Source organism: Kribbella sp. VKM Ac-2566, from assembly GCF_004366005.1.
GTDB classification, from domain to species: Bacteria; Actinomycetota; Actinomycetes; order Propionibacteriales; family Kribbellaceae; genus Kribbella; species Kribbella pratensis.
Genome location: NZ_SODT01000008.1, coordinates 671,626 through 693,416 on the forward strand (window position 1 = coordinate 671,626; position 21,791 = coordinate 693,416).

General features: G+C 67.4%; 19 protein-coding genes and 1 riboswitch. Of the genes, 4 read left to right on the top strand and 15 right to left on the bottom strand.

The window, feature by feature from the left end; all coding sequences use genetic code 11:
- The first annotated feature begins 49 nt into the window (after nucleotides 1-49).
- The 3 genes from EV647_RS06120 (at nucleotide 50) to EV647_RS06130 (ending at nucleotide 3,110) form a co-directional block, all read left to right on the top strand.
- Entirely contained in the window at nucleotides 50-298 is a 249-nt protein-coding gene (locus tag EV647_RS06120) for an acyl carrier protein (protein WP_130380551.1), read from the top strand.
- Nucleotides 299-426: 128 nt separating this feature from the next.
- Nucleotides 427-1,662, top strand: coding sequence for a beta-ketoacyl-ACP synthase II (gene fabF / locus EV647_RS06125; protein ID WP_133999654.1), 1,236 nt, complete (start codon nucleotides 427-429; stop codon nucleotides 1,660-1,662).
- Nucleotides 1,663-1,676: 14 nt separating this feature from the next.
- Nucleotides 1,677-3,110 (top strand): acyl-CoA carboxylase subunit beta, encoded by a 1,434-nt coding sequence (locus tag EV647_RS06130; protein WP_133999657.1) that lies wholly within the window; start codon nucleotides 1,677-1,679, stop codon nucleotides 3,108-3,110.
- 219 nt (nucleotides 3,111-3,329) lie between these two features.
- Here EV647_RS06130 and EV647_RS06135 read toward each other — a convergent pair whose 3' ends face one another.
- The 4 genes from EV647_RS06135 to EV647_RS06150 all read right to left on the bottom strand — a co-directional run bounded on the left by EV647_RS06135 (nucleotide 3,330) and on the right by EV647_RS06150 (nucleotide 7,142).
- Nucleotides 3,330-3,827: a DUF3145 domain-containing protein gene (locus EV647_RS06135; protein ID WP_130380557.1), complete on the bottom strand. Its 498-nt coding sequence runs from the start codon at nucleotides 3,825-3,827 to the stop codon at nucleotides 3,330-3,332.
- Nucleotides 3,828-4,162: 335 nt separating this feature from the next.
- Entirely contained in the window at nucleotides 4,163-5,116 is a 954-nt protein-coding gene (locus EV647_RS06140) for a VWA domain-containing protein (protein WP_133999660.1), read from the bottom strand.
- A complete protein-coding gene (locus tag EV647_RS06145; RefSeq protein ID WP_133999663.1) occupies nucleotides 5,116-6,078 on the bottom strand; it encodes a DUF58 domain-containing protein in 963 nt (320 codons plus the stop codon). Before EV647_RS06145 ends, EV647_RS06140 begins: the two co-directional genes overlap by 1 nt.
- A gap of 29 nt (nucleotides 6,079-6,107) precedes the next feature.
- Nucleotides 6,108-7,142 (bottom strand): MoxR family ATPase, encoded by a 1,035-nt coding sequence (locus EV647_RS06150; RefSeq protein ID WP_133781515.1) that lies wholly within the window; start codon nucleotides 7,140-7,142, stop codon nucleotides 6,108-6,110.
- A gap of 227 nt (nucleotides 7,143-7,369) precedes the next feature.
- Between EV647_RS06150 and EV647_RS06155 the strand changes: the two genes are divergently transcribed.
- Nucleotides 7,370-8,218 carry a hypothetical protein gene (locus EV647_RS06155; protein WP_133999666.1) on the top strand — a complete coding sequence of 283 codons (849 nt, stop codon included), beginning with the start codon at nucleotides 7,370-7,372 and terminating at the stop codon, nucleotides 8,216-8,218.
- Here EV647_RS06155 and EV647_RS06160 read toward each other — a convergent pair.
- The 11 genes from EV647_RS06160 to EV647_RS06210 form a co-directional block, all read right to left on the bottom strand.
- Nucleotides 8,215-8,463, bottom strand: a complete 249-nt coding sequence (locus EV647_RS06160; RefSeq protein ID WP_133999669.1) for a hypothetical protein — start codon at nucleotides 8,461-8,463, stop codon at nucleotides 8,215-8,217. The two genes, EV647_RS06155 and EV647_RS06160, sit on opposite strands and share 4 nt — an antisense overlap.
- Before the next feature lie 24 nt (nucleotides 8,464-8,487).
- A riboswitch (guanidine-III (ykkC-III) riboswitch) is annotated at nucleotides 8,488-8,556 on the bottom strand.
- A 3-nt stretch (nucleotides 8,557-8,559) separates the two neighbouring features.
- Entirely contained in the window at nucleotides 8,560-9,351 is a 792-nt protein-coding gene (locus EV647_RS06165) for an aldo/keto reductase (protein WP_166680228.1), read from the bottom strand.
- A 66-nt stretch (nucleotides 9,352-9,417) separates the two neighbouring features.
- Entirely contained in the window at nucleotides 9,418-11,874 is a 2,457-nt protein-coding gene (locus EV647_RS06170; protein ID WP_133999675.1) for a LamG-like jellyroll fold domain-containing protein, read from the bottom strand.
- A gap of 217 nt (nucleotides 11,875-12,091) precedes the next feature.
- The gene (locus EV647_RS06175) at nucleotides 12,092-13,666 is read right to left on the bottom strand and encodes an alpha/beta fold hydrolase (RefSeq protein WP_133999678.1); all 1,575 of its coding nucleotides are present in this window, start codon (nucleotides 13,664-13,666) and stop codon (nucleotides 12,092-12,094) included.
- Nucleotides 13,667-13,725: 59 nt separating this feature from the next.
- Nucleotides 13,726-14,655 carry an oxidoreductase gene (locus EV647_RS06180; RefSeq protein WP_133999682.1) on the bottom strand — a complete coding sequence of 310 codons (930 nt, stop codon included), beginning with the start codon at nucleotides 14,653-14,655 and terminating at the stop codon, nucleotides 13,726-13,728.
- 38 nt (nucleotides 14,656-14,693) lie between these two features.
- Nucleotides 14,694-16,163, bottom strand: a complete 1,470-nt coding sequence (locus EV647_RS06185) for a M36 family metallopeptidase (protein ID WP_133999685.1) — start codon at nucleotides 16,161-16,163, stop codon at nucleotides 14,694-14,696.
- 510 nt (nucleotides 16,164-16,673) lie between these two features.
- Nucleotides 16,674-16,904, bottom strand: a complete 231-nt coding sequence (locus EV647_RS06190) for a hypothetical protein (RefSeq protein WP_133999689.1) — start codon at nucleotides 16,902-16,904, stop codon at nucleotides 16,674-16,676.
- A 273-nt stretch (nucleotides 16,905-17,177) separates the two neighbouring features.
- The gene (locus EV647_RS06195) at nucleotides 17,178-18,923 is read right to left on the bottom strand and encodes a type IV secretory system conjugative DNA transfer family protein (protein WP_133999692.1); all 1,746 of its coding nucleotides are present in this window, start codon (nucleotides 18,921-18,923) and stop codon (nucleotides 17,178-17,180) included.
- On the bottom strand, nucleotides 18,836-19,900 hold the full coding sequence (locus EV647_RS06200; protein WP_133999695.1) for a M48 family metalloprotease: 1,065 nt from the start codon (nucleotides 19,898-19,900) through the stop codon (nucleotides 18,836-18,838). The genes EV647_RS06195 and EV647_RS06200 overlap by 88 nt, the downstream gene beginning before the upstream one ends.
- An 84-nt stretch (nucleotides 19,901-19,984) precedes the next feature.
- On the bottom strand, nucleotides 19,985-21,037 hold the full coding sequence (locus EV647_RS06205) for a hypothetical protein (protein WP_133999698.1): 1,053 nt from the start codon (nucleotides 21,035-21,037) through the stop codon (nucleotides 19,985-19,987).
- Between the two features lie 117 nt (nucleotides 21,038-21,154).
- Entirely contained in the window at nucleotides 21,155-21,778 is a 624-nt protein-coding gene (locus EV647_RS06210) for a hypothetical protein (RefSeq protein WP_133999701.1), read from the bottom strand.
- Nucleotides 21,779-21,791: the final 13 nt, after the last annotated feature.

Below are 21,791 nucleotides of genomic sequence, written 5' to 3' on the forward strand. Positions count from 1 at the left end.
TGCATCCGGCTGTACAAGCCAGAAGAAATCCGAAAGGGAACCAGAGAACATGGCCAGCACCGAAGAGATCCGTTCCAGCCTCGCCGAGATCGTGAACGAGATCGCCGGCATCCCGGTCGAGGACGTCCAGCTGGACAAGTCCTTCACCGACGACCTCGACGTCGACTCGCTCTCCATGGTGGAGGTCGTGGTGGCCGCCGAGGAGAAGTTCGACGTGAAGATCCCCGACGACGAGGTCAAGAACCTGAAGACCGTGGGCGACGCGGTCGCGTTCATCGAGCGCGCCCAGAACGGCTGACGTCACCGTCATCCGCGCTGGCCTGGGTGCTCATCGGGCCCCTTCTTCGCAAGGCAGTCTGATGAGCACCACGCAGTACCACCCCTCGCTCCCAACCGCAGAACGCTCATGTGAAGGATGAGGTAACCATGTCGAAGACCCGAGTCGTCATCACCGGACTCGGAGCCACGACTCCGCTCGGCGGCGATGTGGCCAGCACCTGGGAAGGGTTGCTGGCCGGTCGCTCCGGCGCACGGCGGCTGACCGACGAGTGGGTGCAGAACCTGGCGGTGCAGATCGCCGCACCGGTCGCGGTCGAGCCGACCGAGGTCATCGAGCGCGTCAAGGCCCGCCGTCTCGACCGTACGGCGCAACTCGCCCTCGTCGCCGCCCGTGAGGCCTGGGCCGACTCCGGCCTGGAGGACTCCGGGCTCGACAAGGAGCGCCTCGGCGTCGCGGTCGCCTCCGGGATCGGCGGCCTGCACACCACCCTGTCGAACTACGACGCCTTGCAGCAGAACCCGCGCCGGGTGTCGCCCTTGGCGATCCCGATGCTGATGCCGAACTCGTCGGCGGCGTACGTCAGCCTCGAGCTCGGCGCGAAGGCCGGCGTCCACACCCCGGTGTCGGCCTGTGCGTCCGGCAACGAGGCGATCTGGCTGGGGCTCGACCAGATCCGGCTCGGCCGCGCGGACGTGGTGGTCGCCGGTGGCGCCGAGGGCGCGATCATGGCGCTGCCGCTGGCCGCGTTCGGGATGATGCAGGCGCTCAGCAAGCGCAACGACGACCCGGAGAAGGCGTCGCGTCCGTGGGACGTGGACCGCGACGGGTTCCTGCTCGGAGAGGGCGCCGGGATCCTGATCCTGGAGTCGTACGAGCACGCGAAGGCGCGCGGCGCGAAGATCTACGCCGAGCTCGCCGGTGCGGGGATCTCCGCCGACGGCCACGACATCGCGCAGCCCGACCCCACCGGTTCCGGTGCGCGGCGAGCGATGCTGCGGGCGCTGTCCGAGGGCGACCTGAGCCCGGCCGACATCTTCCACATCAACGCGCACGCCACCTCGACGCCGCAGGGCGACATCGCCGAGTCGATCGCGATCCGGCAGGCGCTCGGCAAGGAGGCCGACCACGCGGTCGCCACCGCGCCGAAGTCGATGATCGGTCACCTGCTCGGCGGTGCCGGTGCGGTCGAGTCGGTCGCCACCGTGCTCGCCCTGAAGAACAGGGTCTCGCCGCCGACCATCAACGTGGACAAGCTCGACGACGAGATCGACCTGGACGTCGCGACCGAGCAGCGCAAGCTGCCCGACGGGGACATCGCGGCCCTGAACAACTCCTTCGGCTTCGGCGGCCACAACGCCGCCATCGCCTTCAAAACCCTGTAGTCCCTGGAGGCCCGATGACCGTCGCTCCGGCGAAACCCGCCAAGCTGCCCCGTGAGCTGGATCCGCGGAACCCCGTCACCCGGCTCACGAACCTGCTCGATCCGGGCAGTCTGGAGCTGATCACCCCCGATGATCTGTCGGGGATGATCGCGGCCCGCGGGCGGATTGCCGGGGCGAAGGTCGTGGCGTTCTGTTCCGACGCCACCGTGATGGGCGGCGCGATGGGCGACATCGGCTGCGACGTGGTGGTCAAGGCCTACGAGGTCGCCCGCGCGGAGCAGGTGCCGATCATCGGCCTGTGGCACTCCGGCGGCGCGCGGCTGGCCGAGGGCGTGCTCAGCCTGCACGCCGTCGGCAAGATCTTCTACGCGATGACGCAGGCCTCCGGGAAGATCCCGCAGATCTCCGTCGTCCTCGGCCCGGCGGCCGGCGGAGCGGCGTACGGTCCGGCGCTCACCGATGTCGTCATCCTCGGTCCGGAGGGCCGGATCTTCGTGACCGGCCCGGACGTGGTCCGCTCGGTCACCGGTGAGGACGTCGACATGCTCCGCCTCGGCGGCCCCGAGCCGCACGGGCGGCGATCCGGCGTCGTCCACATCACCACCGACAGCGAGGCGACAGCGCTGGAGCAGGCCCGCCGGTTGGCCGACCTGCTCGCCAACCAGGGCACGATGTCGACCGCGATCCCGGACACCGATCTGTCCGGGTTCCTGCCCGAGTCGGCGAAGCGCGCGTACGACGTCCACCCGCTGGTCGGAGGTGTGCTCGACGAGGACGCTGAGTCTTCACAGGTCGAACTGCACCAGCGGTGGGCGCCGAACATCGTCACCACGCTCGGTCGCCTCGGCGGCCGCACGATCGGCGTGATCGCGAACAACCCGCTCCGGCTCGGTGGCTGCCTGGACGCGCTGTCCGCGGAGAAGGCGTCCCGGTTCGTCCGGATGTGCGACGCGTTCGGCGTACCGCTCGTCGTGCTGGTCGACGTACCGGGGTATCTGCCGGGTGTCGGTCAGGAGTGGGACGGCGTCGTACGACGGGGCGCGAAGCTGCTGCACGCGTTCGCGGAGGCCGTCGTACCGCGGGTGACGCTGGTGACGCGAAAGACGTACGGCGGGGCGTACATCGCGATGAACGCGCGCTCGCTGGGCGCCACCCGGGTCTTCGCGTGGCCGCGCGCCGAGGTCGCCGTGATGGGCGCGGTGGCGGCCATCCGGGTCCTGCACCGCCGCAAGCTCGCCGAGGTGGACCCGGAGCTCCGGCCCCAGGTCGAGGCCGAGCTGGCCGTGGAGCACGAGAAGATTGCCGGCGGCATCGATCGGGCCATCGAGATCGGCGTCGTCGACGAGGTCGTCGAACCGACCCGCACCCGCACGGCCCTCGCGACCGCCCTGGCCAAGGCCGAGGCCGACGGCCCGATCCGCGGCAACCACGGCAACATCCCGCTGTAGACACCCCTGAAACGGCTTGAAGGGCACGGATCCGGAGATCCGTGCCCTTCACGTGGTGCGGCCGCTGTTGTTCACAACCACCGGGGGTGTCCCGACACCCGGTGGCCCAGCGGCCACGGCCCCTCCCACCCTTTGTAGAACGTCTGATGCCCAGTCTCACCGAAAAGTTCGGCGAAGTCCCCTGGTTCACAGGTTTCTTCTGAAGTTCTCAGCAAGTCCTCAGACGACCTGGTGGAGCCAGCGCACCGGGGCGCCGTCGCCGGCGTACCGGAAGGGCTCGAGTTCGTCGTCCCACGGGCGACCGAGCAGCCGCTCGACCTCCTCGGTCAGGTCGGCCTCACCGCTCGCCGCCTTCAGCATGGCCGCCTTCAACCGCTCCTCGGGCACCATGATGTCGCCGTGGACGCCGGTCGTCGCGTGGAAGACCCCGAGCGCCGGGGTGAAGGAGTACCGCTCGCCCTCGACGCCGTTGCTCGGCTCCTCGGTCACCTCGAACCGGAGCTTCTGCCATCCGCGCAGGGCGGACGCCAGCTTCGCCGCGGTCCCGGCCTCAGCCTGCCACGACAGTTCGGCCCGGTACTGGCCCTGGGCCGCCGGCTGCGGTGTCCAATCCAGTTTCACGGGCACGCCAAGGATGCCGCCCGCTGCCCACTCGACATGCGGACACAACGCTGACGGCACCGTGTGGACGTACAGAACGCCACGAGTTGTCGCCACCGGGACCTCCTGTGCTCGAGGGGCGCCTTCCCCAGCGTTCTCGATCACTTGCCTGTCGGTCCTGGCGGTACTGATCCCTCAAGGCATCACAAGATGCCCCGCGGAACTCTGATACATCTTGCACCACAGCCCCCTCCAACACCAGCAGCCTCGCCGTGTCAACTACATCACCGTCGTGTCGCGATCTCAGCTGGACCCGCCGCGGATCCAGCTCGGCGAAGAACGGTCCGCGAACACCTGTGGGCTGTCGCTGGAGATCGCGAGAACCACCGCGCCGGCCTGCTGTGTCGCGAGCGCCCGCGCCGTCACGATCTGGCGTGGGGGCGAGCCGATTGCTAGGGGAAGCGGGTGGCGAGGGCGATGCACGCGCCGGCGGCGGCGAGGGTGAAGAGCATCGCGATCCCGGCGTACCGGGCGGTGATCTCCTTGTCGACCTCGTCGTACCCGACCGAGGAGCCGATGTCCTTGTAGACGTCCTCGAGCTCACCGGCCGACTCCGCGGTGTAGGCCTTGCCGCCGCTGATCTCGGCGACCGAGCGCAGCTCGGCCCGGTCCGGTGGGACCCGCTGCCGGATGCCGTCCATCTCGATGAAGCCCGAGTCGGTGCCGAAGCAGATCGTGTACACCGGGGTGCTCTTCGCCTTCGCGGCCTGCGCGCCCTCCTGGGCGGTCCGGCCGACGGTCCGCTTCCCGTCGGACAGCAGCACGATCCGCGCCGGAGCCGGCTCGGTGGGGTGCTCGGGGTCCGGCGGGACCTGGGTGAGCGCCTGCAGCGAGGTGTAGATGCCCTCACCGGTCGCGGTCGACTCGGCCAGCTCGAGCCCGTCGATCGAGCGCAGCACGGTCGCCCTATCGGTGGTCGGCGGCACGATGATCGACGCCGTACCGGCGAAGTTCACCAGCGCCACGTTGAACTTGCCCGGCAGCTGGTTGACGAAGTTCTTGGCCGACTTCTTCGCGGCCTCGAGCCGGTTCGGGTCGATGTCGGTGGCCATCATCGACAGCGAGACGTCGATCGCCACCACGATCGTCGCCCGCTCGCGCGGCACCTTCACCTTGGCCTTCGGCTGCGCGAACGCCACGACGCAGGTCAGCGCGGCCAGCAACGCCAGCCCGACGGCAAGGTGCCGCCGCCACTGCGGCCGCCGCGGCGCGACCCGGTCCAGCAGCGCGATGTTGGTGAAGCGCAGCGCGTACTGCGAGCGACGGTGCTGGAGAAAGATGTAACCCGCCAGGATCAGCGGGATGAGCAGCAGGAACCACAATCTGGCCGGAGACAGGAACTCCATCAGCGAGCCACTCCCTTCGGCGGTTGGTGCAGACGGGCTGCGACATGCCGGTAGGCGAGCACGAACCGCACGGTGTCGGCGACCCAGTCGCGGTCGGTCCGCAGCACCAGATGCCCGGCACCTACCCTACGCAGGGCGGCACGCGTTCGTTCCCGCTGCGCGAGCGCGGCCGTCCCGAAAGCCTCCCGGACCTTGCGCCGCCGGGTGTCGATCTCGCGCACCTCACCGGTCTCCGGGTCACCGATCGTGACGACGCCGATGTTCGGCAGCTCCAGCTCGCGCGGGTCGACGATCTCGACCGCCAGCACCTGGTGCTGCGCGGTCAGCTTGCGCATCGCGCGCTCCCAGGACGGCTCGATCTGGCTGGCCACCTCGCCGTCGTGCGGCGTGAGGAAGTCGGAGACGATCACACGCAGCCCGCGCTTGCGCTGCGTCCGCGCCATCGACTCGAGCGCCGCGGCCAGGTCGCTGCGGTGTGCCTCCTCGTCGCTGTTGAACTGCTCGGCCAGCAGCGCGCGCAGCAGGCCGTAGAGCGCGAGCCGCCCGGACCGCGCCGGCCAGCGGCGCAGCGCCGAGTCGCGCAGCATCAGCCCACCGAAGCGGTCGCCCAGCCGGTGGGTCAGGAACCCGACCGTGGCGACGGCCGCGACCGCGAGCTCCCGCTTCTCGAGTGTCGACGTACCGAAGTCCATCGAGCCGGACAGGTCCACCAGCGCCCAGGTCTCCAGCTCCCGGTCCGCGATCAGGTCACGGACGTGCGGAACCGTGGTGCGCGCGGTGACCGCCCAGTCCATCCGCCGTACGTCGTCGCCGACCTGGTACTCCCGCGCCTCGGCGAGCTCGGTGCCGGGCCCCGGGAGCAGGCCGAGGTGTTCCCCGTGCAGGTAGCCCTCGAGCCGCCGTACGACGGTCAGCTCCAGCCGCCGCAAGGCACGCTCGGGGGCGAGCTGCGAGATCGTCATCGCAACCCGCGGATCTGGACGGTTGGGCACTACACGAACTCCGGGCGGCCGGAGCCGTCGGTGCCGTCACGCCAGACCGGCTGCGGCGGCGGGACGGTGGCCAGGATCCGCTCGATCACCGCGCGCGGGTCGATGTTGTCCGCGACCGCGTCGAAGGTCAGCCCGAGCCGGTGCCCCATCACGTCGAGCGCGACGGTCTGGACGTCGCTCGGCAGCAGGTAGTCCCGGCCGTGGATCAGCGCCAGCGCCCGGCCGGCCGCGATCAGGCCGAGGGTCGCGCGCGGGCTGACGCCGAGCTCGATGATCGGCTCCAGGTCGGGCAGGTGGAAGTCGGTCGGCGTCCGGGTCGCCATCACCAGGCGCACGGCGTACTCCGCGACGAGGTTGTGCACGAAGACCTGCTCCGCGGTCCGCTGCAGCTCGAGGATCGTCTCCGGCTTGAGCACCTGCCGCGGCTCCGGCGGATCGACGCTCATCCGGCGGAGGATCTCGAACTCCTCGTGCCCGCGCGGATGCGGTACGTCGATCTTCACCAGGAACCGGTCGCGCTGCGCCTCGGGCAGCGGGTACACGCCCTCGGACTCGATCGGGTTCTGGGTCGCGATCACGATGAACGGCTTCGGCATCGGGAACGTCTGGCCGCCGATCGACACCTGCCGCTCGGCCATCAGCTCCAGCATCGCGGACTGCACCTTGGCCGGCGCGCGGTTGACCTCGTCGGCCAGCACGAAGTTCACGAACGTCGGGCCGAGCTCGATGTCGAAGGTCTCCCGGGTCTGCCGGTAGATCCGGGTGCCGACGATGTCGGACGGGACCAGGTCCGGGGTGAACTGGATCCGGGCGAACGTGCCGCCGACCACGCTGGCGAAGGTCCGGACGGCAAGCGTCTTGGCAACACCCGGAACACCCTCGAGCAGGCAGTGACCCTTGGCCAGCAGCGACACCATCAAGGTCTCGACCATGTGCTCCTGGCCGACGATCACCCGCTTGACCTCGCCAAGGGCCTCGCCGATCAGCCGGGACTGCTGGGCCACCGTTCCTGCCGGCACCGTGGTTTCGGTCATGCCTGTCCTTCCGGGGCCCGCACGCGAGCCTTGTCATTCCCCACTGGCAACACCAGCCATTCCATCAGATCACCGGGGCCAGCGCTCCCGGAGCCCCGTCCCATCCTCCCCCGCCACCCCAAATCCAGCTCCCGCCGTACCTGGAGCACCCCGGTCCGGAAATGGGTGACGGGTGCTCGAGGTGGGTTCGGTGCGCGTGCTACCGGGGATGTGGTGGGATTGGGGTGATGACTGCGACCGAATCCCAGCCGAAGGTGCAGCCGGAGGACCGGCCTGCGCTGGAGATTCCGGACGCCCTCCCGCTGCAGCCGGAGGACCCGCCGCGGGTCGGCGAGTTCTGGCTCCGCGGCCGCCTCGGCGCCAACGCGGCCGGTTATCTGTACACCGCCAGCTCCGAGGACGGGCGGGACGCGATCGTCGCGATGATGACCGAAGGTTCGGCCGACGACGCCGCCGCCCGGGAGCGGTTCGTGAACGCCGTCGACGAGCTCCCCGAGGACGCCGTACTCGCGCACAACGACTCCGACGACGACGATCTCGCGCTCTGGGTCGCGATCGGGCCGATCCGGACCGACGACGGGTCCAGTGCGGCGTCCGACGAGCGGCTGATCGCGGAACGCCGCGGCGAAGAGGTCCTGTCCGCGGTGTTGATGGACCGGATCCCGCAGCCCGGGAAGCTCCGCGGACCGGACTTCCGGCACTACTGGGAGAACCGGCGGCGCCCCGGCCTGTTCCGGATCTGGCCGCTGCCGTGGCCGAACGCGCTGCGCCCGGCGTCGCGATGGGCCTTGGCGTTCGCACTGCTGACGATGGCCGTGATCATGGCGCTCGCGGTGTTCCTGGCGTGGCTGCTGTTCCGGCACGCCGCGCCGCTGGAGCCGGAGCCCGTCATCCCGACCCCGACCGGGACCACGACGGTCACCGTCACGCCCACCACACCGCCGCCCGGGACCGGGACGGGGTCCGCCACGCCGCCGACGGCCAGCCCGACAACGGGCACACCGAGCACCGGTATCCCGACGGTGGCGCCGACGGGTTCACCCGGTACGGCGACGAACCCGGGCGACAAGTTCTAGTTCGGTTGCTTGCGCCTCAGCAGGCTCCGTAGACCGAGCAGGCTGATCACCGCCCAGCTGCCCTCCAGCAGCAGGAAGCCCCACGACAGCTGCATGGCCGCGATCGTTGCCAGCGCCCCCGATCCGAGCAGGTTCAGGAGCTGGTACGTGATCGTGCGCTGCTGCAGCTTGCCGGCCTGGGCGGCCGCGAACGCCACCAGAATGGTGACCGCGCCAACGATTTCGACGACGTCGATCGCATGCATGGGACGACCCCCTCCCTGAGGGGCAAGGCGTCGTCTTCTCCGACCGGGTACGGCGCCGCTCGTCCGGGGAGCCCGCTGGAACACGAACTCCTGGTGTCAGGATAGCAAGCGCAGCAACTCCGGATCCTTCCAGAGCCGCTCCGGCACCGGCCGCCGGACGAGCGCCGCGTCGGCCCGGATCTCCGCGGGTGACGACGCCGCGATCAGTACCGAGGTGACCGCGGAATGCCTGCTGGGAAAGGAGAGTGCGGCCTGCGGCAGTGAGACGCCGTACCGCTCGCAGACCGCCGAGAGCCGGCGTGCTTGGACGGTCTCCATGTGCAGCACTTGTGGCGTCAGAACGCCGGACACGACCGCGGAGACGCCGCGCGCGACGCAACGATCCAGCAGCGGCCGCGCCGACTGATCGAGCAGCTCGTACTGCCCGGTGAGCAGCACACAGTCCAGCTCGACGTCCCGCACCAGCCGATCGAGCTCGCGCCAATCGTCCGACACCGCTCCGAACGCCTTGATCACGCCGTCGCGCCGCAACCGATCGAGCACCGGGTACGCCGCGTCGTCGTGCTGCGCGAACACCAGATCGACGGCCAGACCGAGTCGCTCGCTGCTCGTCCGGACCGACTCCTCCGGGTCGGCGCCGACCACCTTCGTCGACACCAGGAACTCACCACGCGGCCGCCGCTGCAACGCCGTACCGAGTCGTCGCTCGGAATCGCCGTACGCCGGGGACGTGTCGAAGAACCTGATGCCGGCCTGGTACGCCGCGTCGATCGTCGCGACTGCGGTCTCGTCTTCTGATTCACCGAGATGTGAGCCGCCGAGCCCGAAACGTGGCGGGCGGAACCGGCTGGTGGAGTGGGATGCGAGCACCTGGCTCGGTGCGGCCATCGCACTCACCTCCGCTGGTCGGTTACCTACCAGGATCAGGGCTCGGCGGCTTCCGCGCATCTCGAACTAGCGCCCTGATGCGTACAGGGCTTGCACCTCCGCGTCGGTCAGGGCCCGGTCGAACAGGTGCACCTGGTCGATCGTCCCGTCCAGGAAGTCGACCTGGTTGCCGCCGAACTTCGCCCGGCCGATCACCGTGTTGCCGGGCGAGCTCGAATCCAGCGTGCAGGCGGACTTGGCGGCGACGAGCTGACCGTCGACGTACAGCCGCAGCTCACCCTTCACCACGTCGCGTACGCCGGTGACGTGGTACCACTGCCCTGGGTTCGGCTTCGTCGGCGACAGCGCGCGGATCCCCGGGAAGCTCATCGCGAACCGCTGGTCCTGGCCGGAGTACTGCAGGAAGAAAGCGCTGTCGCGATCGCCGTCCTGGCTGACGAACGTCTGGAACGAGCCGTCGGCCTTGTTCAGCTTCACCCAGGCGCTGGCGGTGTAGTTCTTGCTGGTGTCGAGCAGCGCCGCGCCGGCGTCGGCGTACTGGCCGGATCCGTTCAGCGCGAGGCCTTGGCCGTTCTTGCCCGGTCCGTAGACCGCGCCGCCTTGCAGGGTCGCGTCGTTGTTGCCTACGGCATCTTCTCCGGATCCGTCCAGCGGGTAGAAGTGGATCCCGTCGGCGCCGGGCGTGCCCGAGCCGGGGTCCGGGGTTCCGGTGCCGGTTCCGTCCGCATTGTCGACAATCTGTTTGTTGATCGTCCGAACTTGGACAAAGTCCATCTTCGGCACCCGGCGGTCGTACGTGAAGAAGCCGTTCAGCTCCCCCTCGACGTCGGTGATCTGGGTGTAGACCGAGCCGCTGATCCCACACTGCTCGGCGGATCTCAGCACATCGGTCTGGTTCTCGACGTACCTGCGGGTGAGCGTCGCCGAGTCCGGCTCCATCTCGTACGCCGACCCGTCGCCGAACCACATGTGGTCGGGCACCTTCAGGCCGAACCCGCCGTGCTCACCGTCGACCGCCGCACGGTCGCTCGTCGGCGCCGTGGTCGCCGGGCCGAGGTACGCGTGATAGTCGAGGAGATCACCGCGGCCGGAGTCGCCGTGGGAGTTGCAGCAGTTCACGCCGCTGTGGGCATTGACCAGGCGGGACGGGTCCTGCGCCTTCACCGAGGCGGCGATCGCGCCGGTCTCGGTCCGGTCCCACTCGCCCCAGCCCTCGTTGAACGGCACCCATACGGCGATCGACGTGAAGCTCTTGTGTTCCTCGACCATCTCGTGCAGCTCGGACTTGAACTGGGTCCGCCACGGCTCGGGCATCGCGTCGGTCTTCGACGCCGGCATGTCCTGCCACACCATCAGGCCGAGCTTGTCGGCCCAGTAGTACCAGCGGTCCGGCTCGACCTTGATGTGTTTGCGGACGGTGTTGAAGCCGAGTCGCTTGTGCTGCTCGAGGTCGAAGCGGAGCGCCGCGTCGGTCGGCGCCGTGTTCAGTCCGTCCGGCCAGAAGCCCTGGTCGAGGGTGGACAGGTTGAACAGGATCTTCCCGTTCAGCGCCATCCGAAGCTTGCCATCGGCCCCTTTCTGCAGGCCGACCGAGCGCATCCCGGCGTACGAACCGATTTGGTCTACCGTTTTGCCGCGGTCGAGCAGCTTGACCTTGAGGTCGTACAGGAACGGGTTGGCGGGCGACCAGGTCTTCGGGTTCGGGATCTTCAGCCGGAGTTCGGTGTCCGCCTTACCTCTCACCTGGCCGACCTGCCGGCGTCCGTCGTACGCCGTCACCTCGACGTCGAGGTTGGTCGGGCCGGAGGTCTCCGCGGTCACCTTGAGGGTCTGGTTCGGCAGGTTCGGCGTGAGTCGGAGGCGGCTGATCGAGGCGACGTTCACCGGCTCCATCCAGACGGTGCGCCAGATGCCGGAGCTGCCCTGGTAGAAGATGCCGTGGTCGCTGACCTCGCGCTGCTTGCCGATCGGCTGGTACGTCTCGTCGGTGAGGTCCTCCGCCCAGACGATCAGCTCCTGCGCGCCCTTCGCGTGCAGGGCGTTGGTGACGTCGACGTCGAAGCCGTCGTACCCGCCGCGGTGCGTGGCGACCTGCCGTCCGTTCACCCATACCTTCGCGTCGTAATCGACCGCGCCGAAGTGCAGCACGAGCCGCCGGCCCTTCCAGGTGTCCGGGACCTGGAAGGTACGGCGGTACCACATGCGGTCCTCGTGCTTCTGCAGACCGGACAGGGCGGACTCGATCGGGTACGGGACGAGCACCTTCTCAGTGAGCGTGCGTCCGAACGGGGGCTGCTCGTCCATCGCGGCGGGCGCCCACTCCCAGAGGCCGTTGAGGTTGCGCCATTCCGGGCGGGTCAGCTGCGGGCGTGGGTACTCCGGGAGGGCGTTCGTGGGCGAGACGTCGTCCGTCCACGGGGTGGTGAGGGGTGGTATACCAACCCGCCAGTCGGGTGTTGCCTGACCTGTCGGGACCAGGACGGCCGAAGCCACGAGGACTGCTGCGGTGAGGACTTTGAACATGAGCGCGTCCTTTCGGGGCGGAGAAAGGCGATCCCATGACAACGCTCTCACTACAAAAACGCAAGAGCTCGCGCACGATCAAACATCGACGCAGACAGGAGTCGGCATGCTGAAGTCGCCGGCCCGAGGTACCACGCGCCGCCGGCCTCGCGGGTTGCGGCCTGGTGGATCGGGACGAGGGCGGCGGTGAAGCCGAGGAATCCCCGACGGCTGAGGTTCACGCCGCAACCGGAACGCTGACCCATGACGGATCGCCCGCCGGCGAACTGAACGTCACCGTCGACCCGACCACGCTGCGCCCGAGGTACCGCGGATCGACCGTGTCGACCACGAGCACGAGATGATGCCCGGCAGGCACCTCCCAGCTCGTCGCCTCGAGCCGGACATCGAGCGGGATCGCCTTGCCCTGCGTCGCCCCGCGCAGCGTGTACGGCGTGTGCGAGATCAATGAGCCGACGCCGAGCGCGTCGACGTCGTACAGGTAGGCGAACAGCGACGTACTCGCCGCCGACGGTTTCACAGTGAGATGTACCTTCGGCGACCCGTTGACCACGGCCGCACGATCGAACGCCGGGCCGGACCAAACACCCGCGAACGTTCTGTCCACGAGCGGCGTCGCCACCCCGGTCGGGATCGACAGCAGCCCTTGCAGGGCGCCCGATACGAGCGCGACGCCACTGTCGGCAACAGTTGGTATACCGGCCCCGATCGCCCGGCTCCACCCGGTCGACTCGTGCCCCTGCAGCGCACCGGCCTTCGTCAAGTACGACGTACGCTCCTGGCCGACCGCTGCCCAGTTCGCATACCCACGCCACACGCCGCGCTGCGACTTCAGCTGCACCGGCTCCTCCGTGTCGGCGCCGTTATCCACGCCCGTGAGGTAATGCCGCAACCACCCAGCCAGTTCGTCCCACGTCTCATTTGGTAGACCAATCGCCCCGCTCGTCTCCGGCGTGGCGTGATCACCGTGCGCCAGCAGGAGCCGCTTCGGACCGGTCAGCGCGGTGAAGAAGTCCGTGTACTGCGCCGGCGGGAAGATGGAGTCCTCGAACGCGTTCGCGAGGAAGACCGCCGGTTTCCGTGCGTTGATTTGGTCTACCATCGTCGCCGCCGACCGAACGGGCGACAGTTGCTTCGCCTCCGCGATCGCACCGTCGAAGTCACCGGTGACGAACTTCGTCTGCAGGGACGCCATCTCTGGCCCGGGCCGGCCGGTGACGTTGCCCAGGGCAAGCAGACCGGCGACGGCCTGCAGCGCGACCGTGTCGTTCGGATCCAGCGACCGGATCAGATCCGCCCAGCCGCTCAGCGCACCGACCGCCTTGATCCGCGGGTCCTTCGCCGCGGCGAGCAGCGACGTACCGGCGCCGTACGAGATCCCGACCGCGGCGACCCGGCTCGTATCCGCCGAGGTGTGCTCGGCTGCCCAGTCGATCACCTTGCTGACATCGGCGACCGTCGGCGGGCCGGCGATGTCGATGCCGCCGCCGGTGTCCCAGAAGCCGCGGCTCGAGTACGAGATCACCTGGAACCCGGCGGTGGCCAGCTTCGCGCCCTGACCGACGTACTCGACGTTCGGCACACCCCAACTCGACGGCATCACCACGAGCGGGAACGGTCCGTCGCCCTGCCCGGTCGGCGTCAGTACGACGGCGCCGATGTCGATCCCGCCGGCGCCGGGGATGCGCTGGTACGACGTACTGAAACCTGCCGCGGCCTGACTCGCGTCCGCACGCGGACCGATCGCGATCAGGGTCAGGGCTACAGCAAGGGCGGCAGCGAACTTGCGCACTGGAGGACCTCCGGCAACTGGAATTACCGGAGGGTAACCAGAAAGTTGCCGCTATGTCACTACTTCGGCACGGTGAGTGCCGGATCGACCCCGGTCGCCTCCACCGACCACGCCCAGAGGCGCGCCGCCAGATCGGGGTCCTGTGCGGTGCGGGTCGGCAGGACGACCTTCGGCGTACCGCGGTACTCGAAGAAGCTCGGGCCGACGAACGATCCAGGACGCAAATCCGGGTACGTCGCGGCGTACAGACTCGGCCAGGCGCCGGCCGCCGCGGACTGCGCGACCAAGCGCGTCGCGGCGCCCCACAATCGCGCCTGCCGGGCGCGCCCGGCGAGCTCGGGACCGGCTGCCTGCAAGTGCGTCGCCGCGTACCCGGGGTGGGCCCCAACGCTCAGCAGCTCGACCCCGGCGGCGCGGGCGCGACGGTCGAGCTCCAGCATGAACAGCAGGTTGGCGAGCTTCGACTTCCCGTACGACTCCCACTTCCGGTAGCTGCCCGCCGGTCGCCGCAGGTCGTCCTCGCTGATGCCGCGCACGGTCTTGTGCATGAACGAGCTGACCGTGACCACCCGACTGCCCTTGACCAGCAACGGAAGCAGCCGACCGGTCAGCGCGAAGTGACCCAGATGATTGGTGCCGAGCTGCAATTCGAACCCGTCGAGCGTCTGCCGGTACGGCGGCGCCATCACGCCGGCGTTGTTGATCAGCAGATCCAGCCTGTCGTACGACTTGACGACCTCCTCTGCCGCCCGCTGGACACTCGCCAGATCAGCCAGGTCCAACTCGAGGACCGTCGGGGCTCGTCCGGCCTTCTGTGTCAGGGTTTCCGCCGCCTGCGCGGCCTTCTCCGGATTCCGCGCAGCGACCAGCACGTCGGCGCCGTGCCGAAGCAGTTCAAGCGCGGTCTCGTACCCGAGTCCACTCGTGGCACCCGTCACGAGCGCCAGCCGTCCAGTCAGATCAGGAATGTCCGCCGTAGACCAGGTCATGCGCCCACAGTAGTCGTGGGCGCACGACCTGCTGTTTGCTACGGGAGGATCTTGCGGTCCTGGAAGGCCTTAGTGACCTGGGCGGCCGCTGGCTTTCCGTAGAGCAGCCGGGCAGCCTGGACGGTGTCCTGGGCCGCGGCGGCGAACGACGTGTCGGGGTCGTAGAAGAACGTCGACTCGAGGATCAGCTTGTTCGCCTTCGTCCGGCCGAGCGCCTGGTGAATGTCCCAAAGCGCGTTCGACCAGATCTCGCCGTCGTCGTGAACCTCACCGGTCTTGTCGTCGATGGTCTTACCGGTGTCCGTCCGACGCAGGCAGTGCGGCTCGTCGGTCGTGTACGACGTCGCGTCCCAGTCCATCACGCACGGCAGCTCGAAGCCCTTGCTCACCGGGGCAGACATCGTCACGGCCCAGTAGTCGCCGAAGCCCTCGCCGATCGCGCCGGCCTCCTCCGACTCGCCGAAGCCCGGTACGACGTCGTCCTGGATCGCGTGCCCGTACTCGTGCCAGATCACCTCGGCGTCCTCGGCGTCGTCGACACCACCCTCGCCGACCGTGATCATGTCCGTCGACGGGTCGTAGAACGAGTTGTCCCCGGCGTACGTGTCGACCGAGAAGTCCTGCGACTCGTTGTTGACCTCGGTGAACCCGAGCTGGTGGATGTACTCCTGCGTCTGGTTGATGTGGTAATACACCATCACCTGCTCGAACTTGTCGTTCGCGCGCTGGTAGACGAACGTGTTCGTCTTGCTCTGGGCCAGGCCGCCCTTGGCCTCGGCGATGTTGACGTACGTTCCGTTGAGCTTGCCGGAGCCGTCCAGGTTGCGCAGGATCACGTTCTTCTGCGCCAGGAACAATGCGTCCTGGTTCTTGTCGTTCTGGTCGGTCAGCTTCTCGTTCTGCTCACTGACCACCGGGTTCGGGTCGAACACCGAGCCGCGGCCGTCGACGTTGTCGCTGATCACCTTCGACTCGACGACGGCGCCGCTGTCCGCGTCGACGAGCGAGCGGGTGACGCCCTCGGCCGAGCGACTGGTGACGTTCCAGACCAGGCGCGCGTTCGGGCCGCCGATCACCGCGAGCTGCGCGGCTCCACTGGTCGCCCCCGGCTGCGGTACGACGTTCTTGTTCGGCCCGGCGATCCGGGCACGGTTCGCCCGCGCGGTGACCGCTGCGTTGGCGGTCTGCGTAGCGGACGCCGGCGCGACCGCCGCACTGACATCCAGGTTCGCCGGTACGGCGTCCCGCCCGTCCGCGATCTGCACCGCGCCGTCCTTGGCCACGTGCGTGGCGTAGTACCCACTGATCACCGGCAGCCCCTTGAAGGTCTGCTGGTACCAATAGTGCTTGCCGAGCAGCGACGTCTTGGTCTTGATCAGCTTCAGCCCATTCGGATTGGCCGCCGCCCCTTCCGGCGCGGCCCCCGCAGCACTGGTAAACGACAACCCGAGCGACACAGTGGCCAACCCCGCGGTAACAGCCACAAGCGCCTGACGGCGTTTCCTCATCCGTTTCCCTCCCACATCCATGTTGCGTAACGCAACCACTACGATCCGTCAAACCCTAGTTCCGCACCGCACCCCCTGGAAAGCAGAAAGTCACCACCCCCCACCCCGCAAGGGAAACCCTGCTACCACCGAGACCTCACCCACCGCCCACAACCCAGATCCCCCCGCCCAGCCCCGCACCACCAACCCCGAACGCCGCTACCCCCGCCCGATCCGTCGTCGGCACACATCCCAAGCCCCGCAACCGCCATACCTCAGCCGCCCCCCGACCTCCCCACCCTCCTGCTAGCCCCACCGGCCCCCCACAGATCGATGACGCGAGCAATCACCCACCTGCTCCCAGCCGACGGCATCACCCGCATCCCCCTCCCCCACCACAGCCGCCCAACTCCCCCGCGCTCCCAACCCCTGCTCGCCTTCACCAACCCATCAGCAACTCCCTAGAGCAAACGCCTGGACCCCTAAAGCACAACAGCCCGACCACAAGGGTCGAGCTGTTATGCCCCGCACTTACGAACGCCGAACCTGCAACAGCAGAGCAGACATCGCAGCCACGAGCGGCAAAAGCCCCGGAGAGAACACCGCAACCACGGCAACCACGATCAGGACAACCTGAGCGACCCGCCGAAGCAGACCAATCAGACTCCCCATCAACAAGGTCAACGCAACCAAGTTGGCATTCCAGCGCTCAACTCTCTTCTCGAAAGAAGTGCGCGCACGACGGGTGTTAGTAGCAACCATGGACTCGACTCCTGGTTTCAGGTGACGAATTCGCCCAGAGTTGCGCTAACAACCACCCGGCGAATCGATCACAAGTGAACGAAAGCACCGTGTGGTACCTCTGTCTTTCCATACAGGCTAGCAAGCCTGCATCCTGGGCTGCCACCCTTGTGCCGATAGCCGCCTGTCGCGACATCCGATATGGTGAAGCGTCGGCGGAGGTGCGCTAACACCGTTGATGCTGATGAGACCGCGGCGCATCTTTGGACTCGACTCCGTGCGCCGCGGTCTGCTCTACGCTCGCAGATTGACCAGGACAGGGCCGACGCGAACGCCGTTCGACCGAGCAAGCGAGACCAACGCATGCCCGGCAGGCACGCCGGTGATGATGTCCGACACTGTCCACCTAGCACGCTCAACCCGCCGAGCGCTGTAGCCGGAGGTACGACTCTCCGACCGCCCGCCCATCGATCCGAACTCGTTGTACTGAACTCCGGTGGTCGCACTTCGACTGATGGTCGTCTCGGTGACGTACTGATCCCCGAACCAGCGGGAGAACACGTCCGCGTCCGCGGGATCGATGCCGCCGAACACCGCTTTGCATCCCGTCGACCCGAACACTGTCGCACGAACCTCCGGCGGGAAGTCCGACATCGTTTGCGACAGCAGCACCAGGCCCGCGTTGTTCGAGCGCAGCTTCTGCACGCCTCTGGCGACGTAGTCATCGACGAACCGGCCCGCCTCGTCGATGACCAGCCCCTTGAAGATCGATCTGTCGGTTTCGCTGGACGAGGTGATCTGAACGAACTGCGAAACCACCAGCCGGGCGAGGATCCGCGACGCGTCGGGGTACTCGGCCTCCGGCAACGCGACCCGCACGCGCACCGGACGGTTCAGGTCGCGCATCTGGAACATCGGGCCTGGATGATCGAAGAGATTCCGCAGCGACGGACGATCAAGTAGCGCAAACCGCTCGACCAAGCTGGCCGCCGGGTCCGCGGAGCGTTGAGTCTGTGCCTTCCGGGTGTCCAGCAGAGCCTTCAACTCCTTGGCGCCCGGACCCTTCAGCCGTTCCTTCACTCGGTCCATCGAGGCTTGATCGGCGCGGAGAAGTCCGAGCAGTTCCGGTACGGTGGGCCACCGTTGATACGCCGCCTCGAAAGGGGCGAGACACGCGTACAAGGCATTTTTCGACGCGTCGATGAAGTACGCCTTGTCGTCACTCACCCGTGGCGGCAAGAGCGCGCTGGCCAACCTGTCGGCAGCGACGTCCGCTGTCCGCGACCCACCAAACAGGCTGAACCCGCAACTCGGGTTCAGCGGATCGATCGTGACATCGAACCAACCGTCGTAGGCGAAATCCGTCGACTTCGGATCGATAACGACCATGCTCGCCTTGCCGGTCAAGGCCGCAAGTGAGAGGTGTTCGACGATTGGCGTCGCCATGCCACGGGTCTTCCCCGACCCAGGTGGGCCGATGACCAGAAGGGACGTTCGCAGCACATCCAGATCGATGCCGAAGTCGCCGGTGATCTCGAAGTCGCTGCGATGGTCGGCAACGACCTCTCCGAGTCGAACCTGGCCTGCGAGGAGGTTATGCCGGGCGAACCTCCGTCCCGGCAGATTCCGTTGTTGTGAAGGATGCACAAGCGCTGCGCTGTTGTCGCGCTCGATGGCACGCGTCAGCCGTTCGAGTTCCTCCTGGTTCGTCATCGATCGATCGATGACGTGCGCAATGCGGGCACGATCAACGTCGCCGAAATCAGCGGAGCGCGCCAACTCGTCGAGTTGCCTGGCCAGGTCAGCATGCGATCCACGGATCTTTTCCCACGGCTGCAGGCTGCGCCTGGTTCCTGTCGAAGGCGTTGGCGGTGGCGGTGTCTGTCCGCCGACTGCGGCCGCGATTGCTGCCAGCCGGTCCTTCAGCGACTTGAATTGGTCGCGTCTCTTGTTCATGATCCCGTGCCCTGCACATAGACCTCGAGCGCCCGAATGCGATCGGCGATCGGCGGATGCGTCGCATAGACTGCGCCGCGCCATCCGGCGGCGCGCCTCGCGACGTCCTCGCCCTGCGACTGCAGGTCGTAGAAGAAGGCGATGGTCTCCCGCGCGTAACCGAGGTCTGCCGCAACTCGATCAGCGATCAGTTCTGAACGCCTACTGATCCAAGCCAGAGGGATCGGAACGACGAACGGCACGATTGCGTAGAGCGTCCAACCCCATCCACCTCCACTCGAGCCCCAAATCATCGACTGAAAAGCGAGGCCGATGATGAAGAAGAGAAAGAAGGCGACGACGAGACACCCCACTGCGGGAATCTGAGCACTGAGCCGCACAAGAGTTTGGAACGCCGTTACCATCAACCGCGCAGGTTGCGCGTACCAGAACACCACCAGCGTTGCCCACGGATGGCCGCCTCTGTGATGCCCCAGCTCGTGCGCCAGCACAGCTTGCAGTTGGCGCGGGGGAAGATTGTTCAGTGCCCACCTGGTCACGGCGACGGATCGGCCCGCGACAGAGATTCCGTTGACACTGTCAGACTCCTCGACCCATAGCTTGTGATAGTCGGGATCGACACCGGCACGTGCGCACACTGCCCGCCACGCGACGTCGAGCTTCTTTTGTTCGAGCATCGTCGGCCACCGCAGTCGACACAAGTACCTGGCGACGTACTTCTCAGTGGCGGGCACCACTATGAGCAGGCCGGACAGAACCCACAGCGTAACGATGAGCACGACAGCAAACCCGTCGAAGATCCACGACGAAACGGTCGAAACGACAGCGAAGCTCCAAATAGCCCACGGGATGCCCAGTAGCAGTTCAGCAGCGGAGTGCGTGGAGAACGCGAAGGCCCGCGGCAGTTGTCCGCCGGCAGGAGCAGGATCACCGGACCCGAAGGAGCCTGGAACGCCATCCGGTGCGTTCGGTGCAGGACCTGCCTGCCCGGATTGTGCTGCCGACTCCCAGTCGTCAGGTGAGAACGACCCCGGTCGGTCGCGATCGTCAGGGCCGTTCATCTGATACCTCCGGCCAGTTCGACGACTCCCAGTTCAGCATCACTTGTCGCATTCTCCCCAAAGTCACCACGCTTGCTGGTCGCCTCAGTACATCGACACATGAACGTGGTCATAGTGACCGCCGGTCGCGTCCGTCGGATTGTAGACACCACCTCCGTTGTACGCCCGCCACTGGCCGGTTCGGGCACTCCAGATCTTTCCGTACCAGATCAAATACCGCACGCCGGTCGTCCCTGCCGTACTAATCGCCCAGTTCGCGTACCCATCGCCTTTGGCTCGCTGGGCAGGTGATTTGCGGGCGTCGCCGCCGACAAAGACGTCGCAGGCCTTGCCCTTGGGGTGGTCACTCGTCGGGTTCCACGCATGCGCATCCCAGCAAGACATGCTCGGGTTCTGTAGAGCACCTCGCGCGGCCGCGACCCAAGATGCGGTCCGCGGAGTCACCATGCCCCCCGTACCCGTCGGATCTGGAACAGTCTGTTCCTCCGGCTGCCAGTGGCCAGCAATGGGCTTCCCGTCAACCAGACCGCCATCACACACATCGCCCGGTTGGGCCGGAGTCTGGGTGCTTCCTCCCCCGCCTGGGGCGCCGCCATTGCGACCGGCGTACGGATCACCTGAGCGATTGAGGTCGATACCGGCGAGGCCGGCGATCTGCCTCGCCTGCTGCTCACGGAGCGCGTAGCGATCCGGAAACGCCGACACCTGCACGGCTTGAGCCGCATCACCAAGGTTCATCGACGGCCATCCATTGATGTCGACGAGGCCCGGTGGGCTCGGCGGCGCTGAACCGCCGAAGAAGGCACCCGCTGCATAACTTGGGTCCATGATTTGCGCGGGCGTCCCCCATCCGGCACCTGGCCGTTGCTGGAACAGACCAACCGAATCCGCATCGCCATAACTCAGATTCTGCAGATCCGATTCGACCAGGGCTGTCATCAGTGCGATCAGTGTCGCCTGCCCCGGCAAGCCACGTTGTACAGCAACCCGGTCGATGATTCTGGCGTAGGCGACCTGACTGGCCCGCAGTGGCCCTTTCGCCTCAGGATCTTGGCCCGCCCCCGGGACATTCGGCGGACAAGCTGCATTGACCTGGTCACCGGTCGCGCCGAAGGGTGCAAGCACGACGACAGCCATAAGGGTCAAGATCGCACCCACGCCTGCGATCTTCGGGGCGATGCTCTTGGCGCCAGCAAGGCCGGCAGCCTGAGCGAGATCACGGCCGCTAAACACTTAAGCCGTCCAGGGGTGCAGTCATGGCCCCGTCCCCCCATCGATCGACCCGACCAACCAACGATCATCTTCGCGAAACAAGGTCACAAGCAATGGCACATCGAAGGTTGCGGCATCCTTGCCAGTCGTCTGTACCTTGACTGTGACGAGCCGGGTGATCCTGGTTGGAGTATCTGTCGGTGCTGTATCTGGCCTCGGCGCGGTCACCGTAACCGACAGGACCTTGGATGTACCTCCAGAACTCCGCAGAGCGTCGTACGTCGCGTCACCTGCACTAGCGAAACTCGTGGCAAGTTCGGGCGTCGTGAACTGGCTGGCCCGGTCGACGAGTTGTTCATAGGTCTCGGTGGCTGGCGTCCGCTTGTAAAACAAATTCGCCCAGCTGCGCGCCGTGGTGTCAGCCGCTGTGGTCGCGGCTGCGCCCGGTCGTTCTGTCTGTGGCGGAGGGGTCGTCAATGGTTCAGCCGTCGAGCCCGTGACCTCGGACACCGACGGTTGCGACGCACCCGACTCGCTCACCGAGCTGGCGCCCGGTGTGAGCAGACCGACCGGATCCTGATCCTCCGACTTCTGACCGAAGAGCCGCGGGAGCCCGCCGCCAACGCCCAAGACGATCACGGCCAGCAGTACCACGACAGCGATCACTCCAAGCGGACTC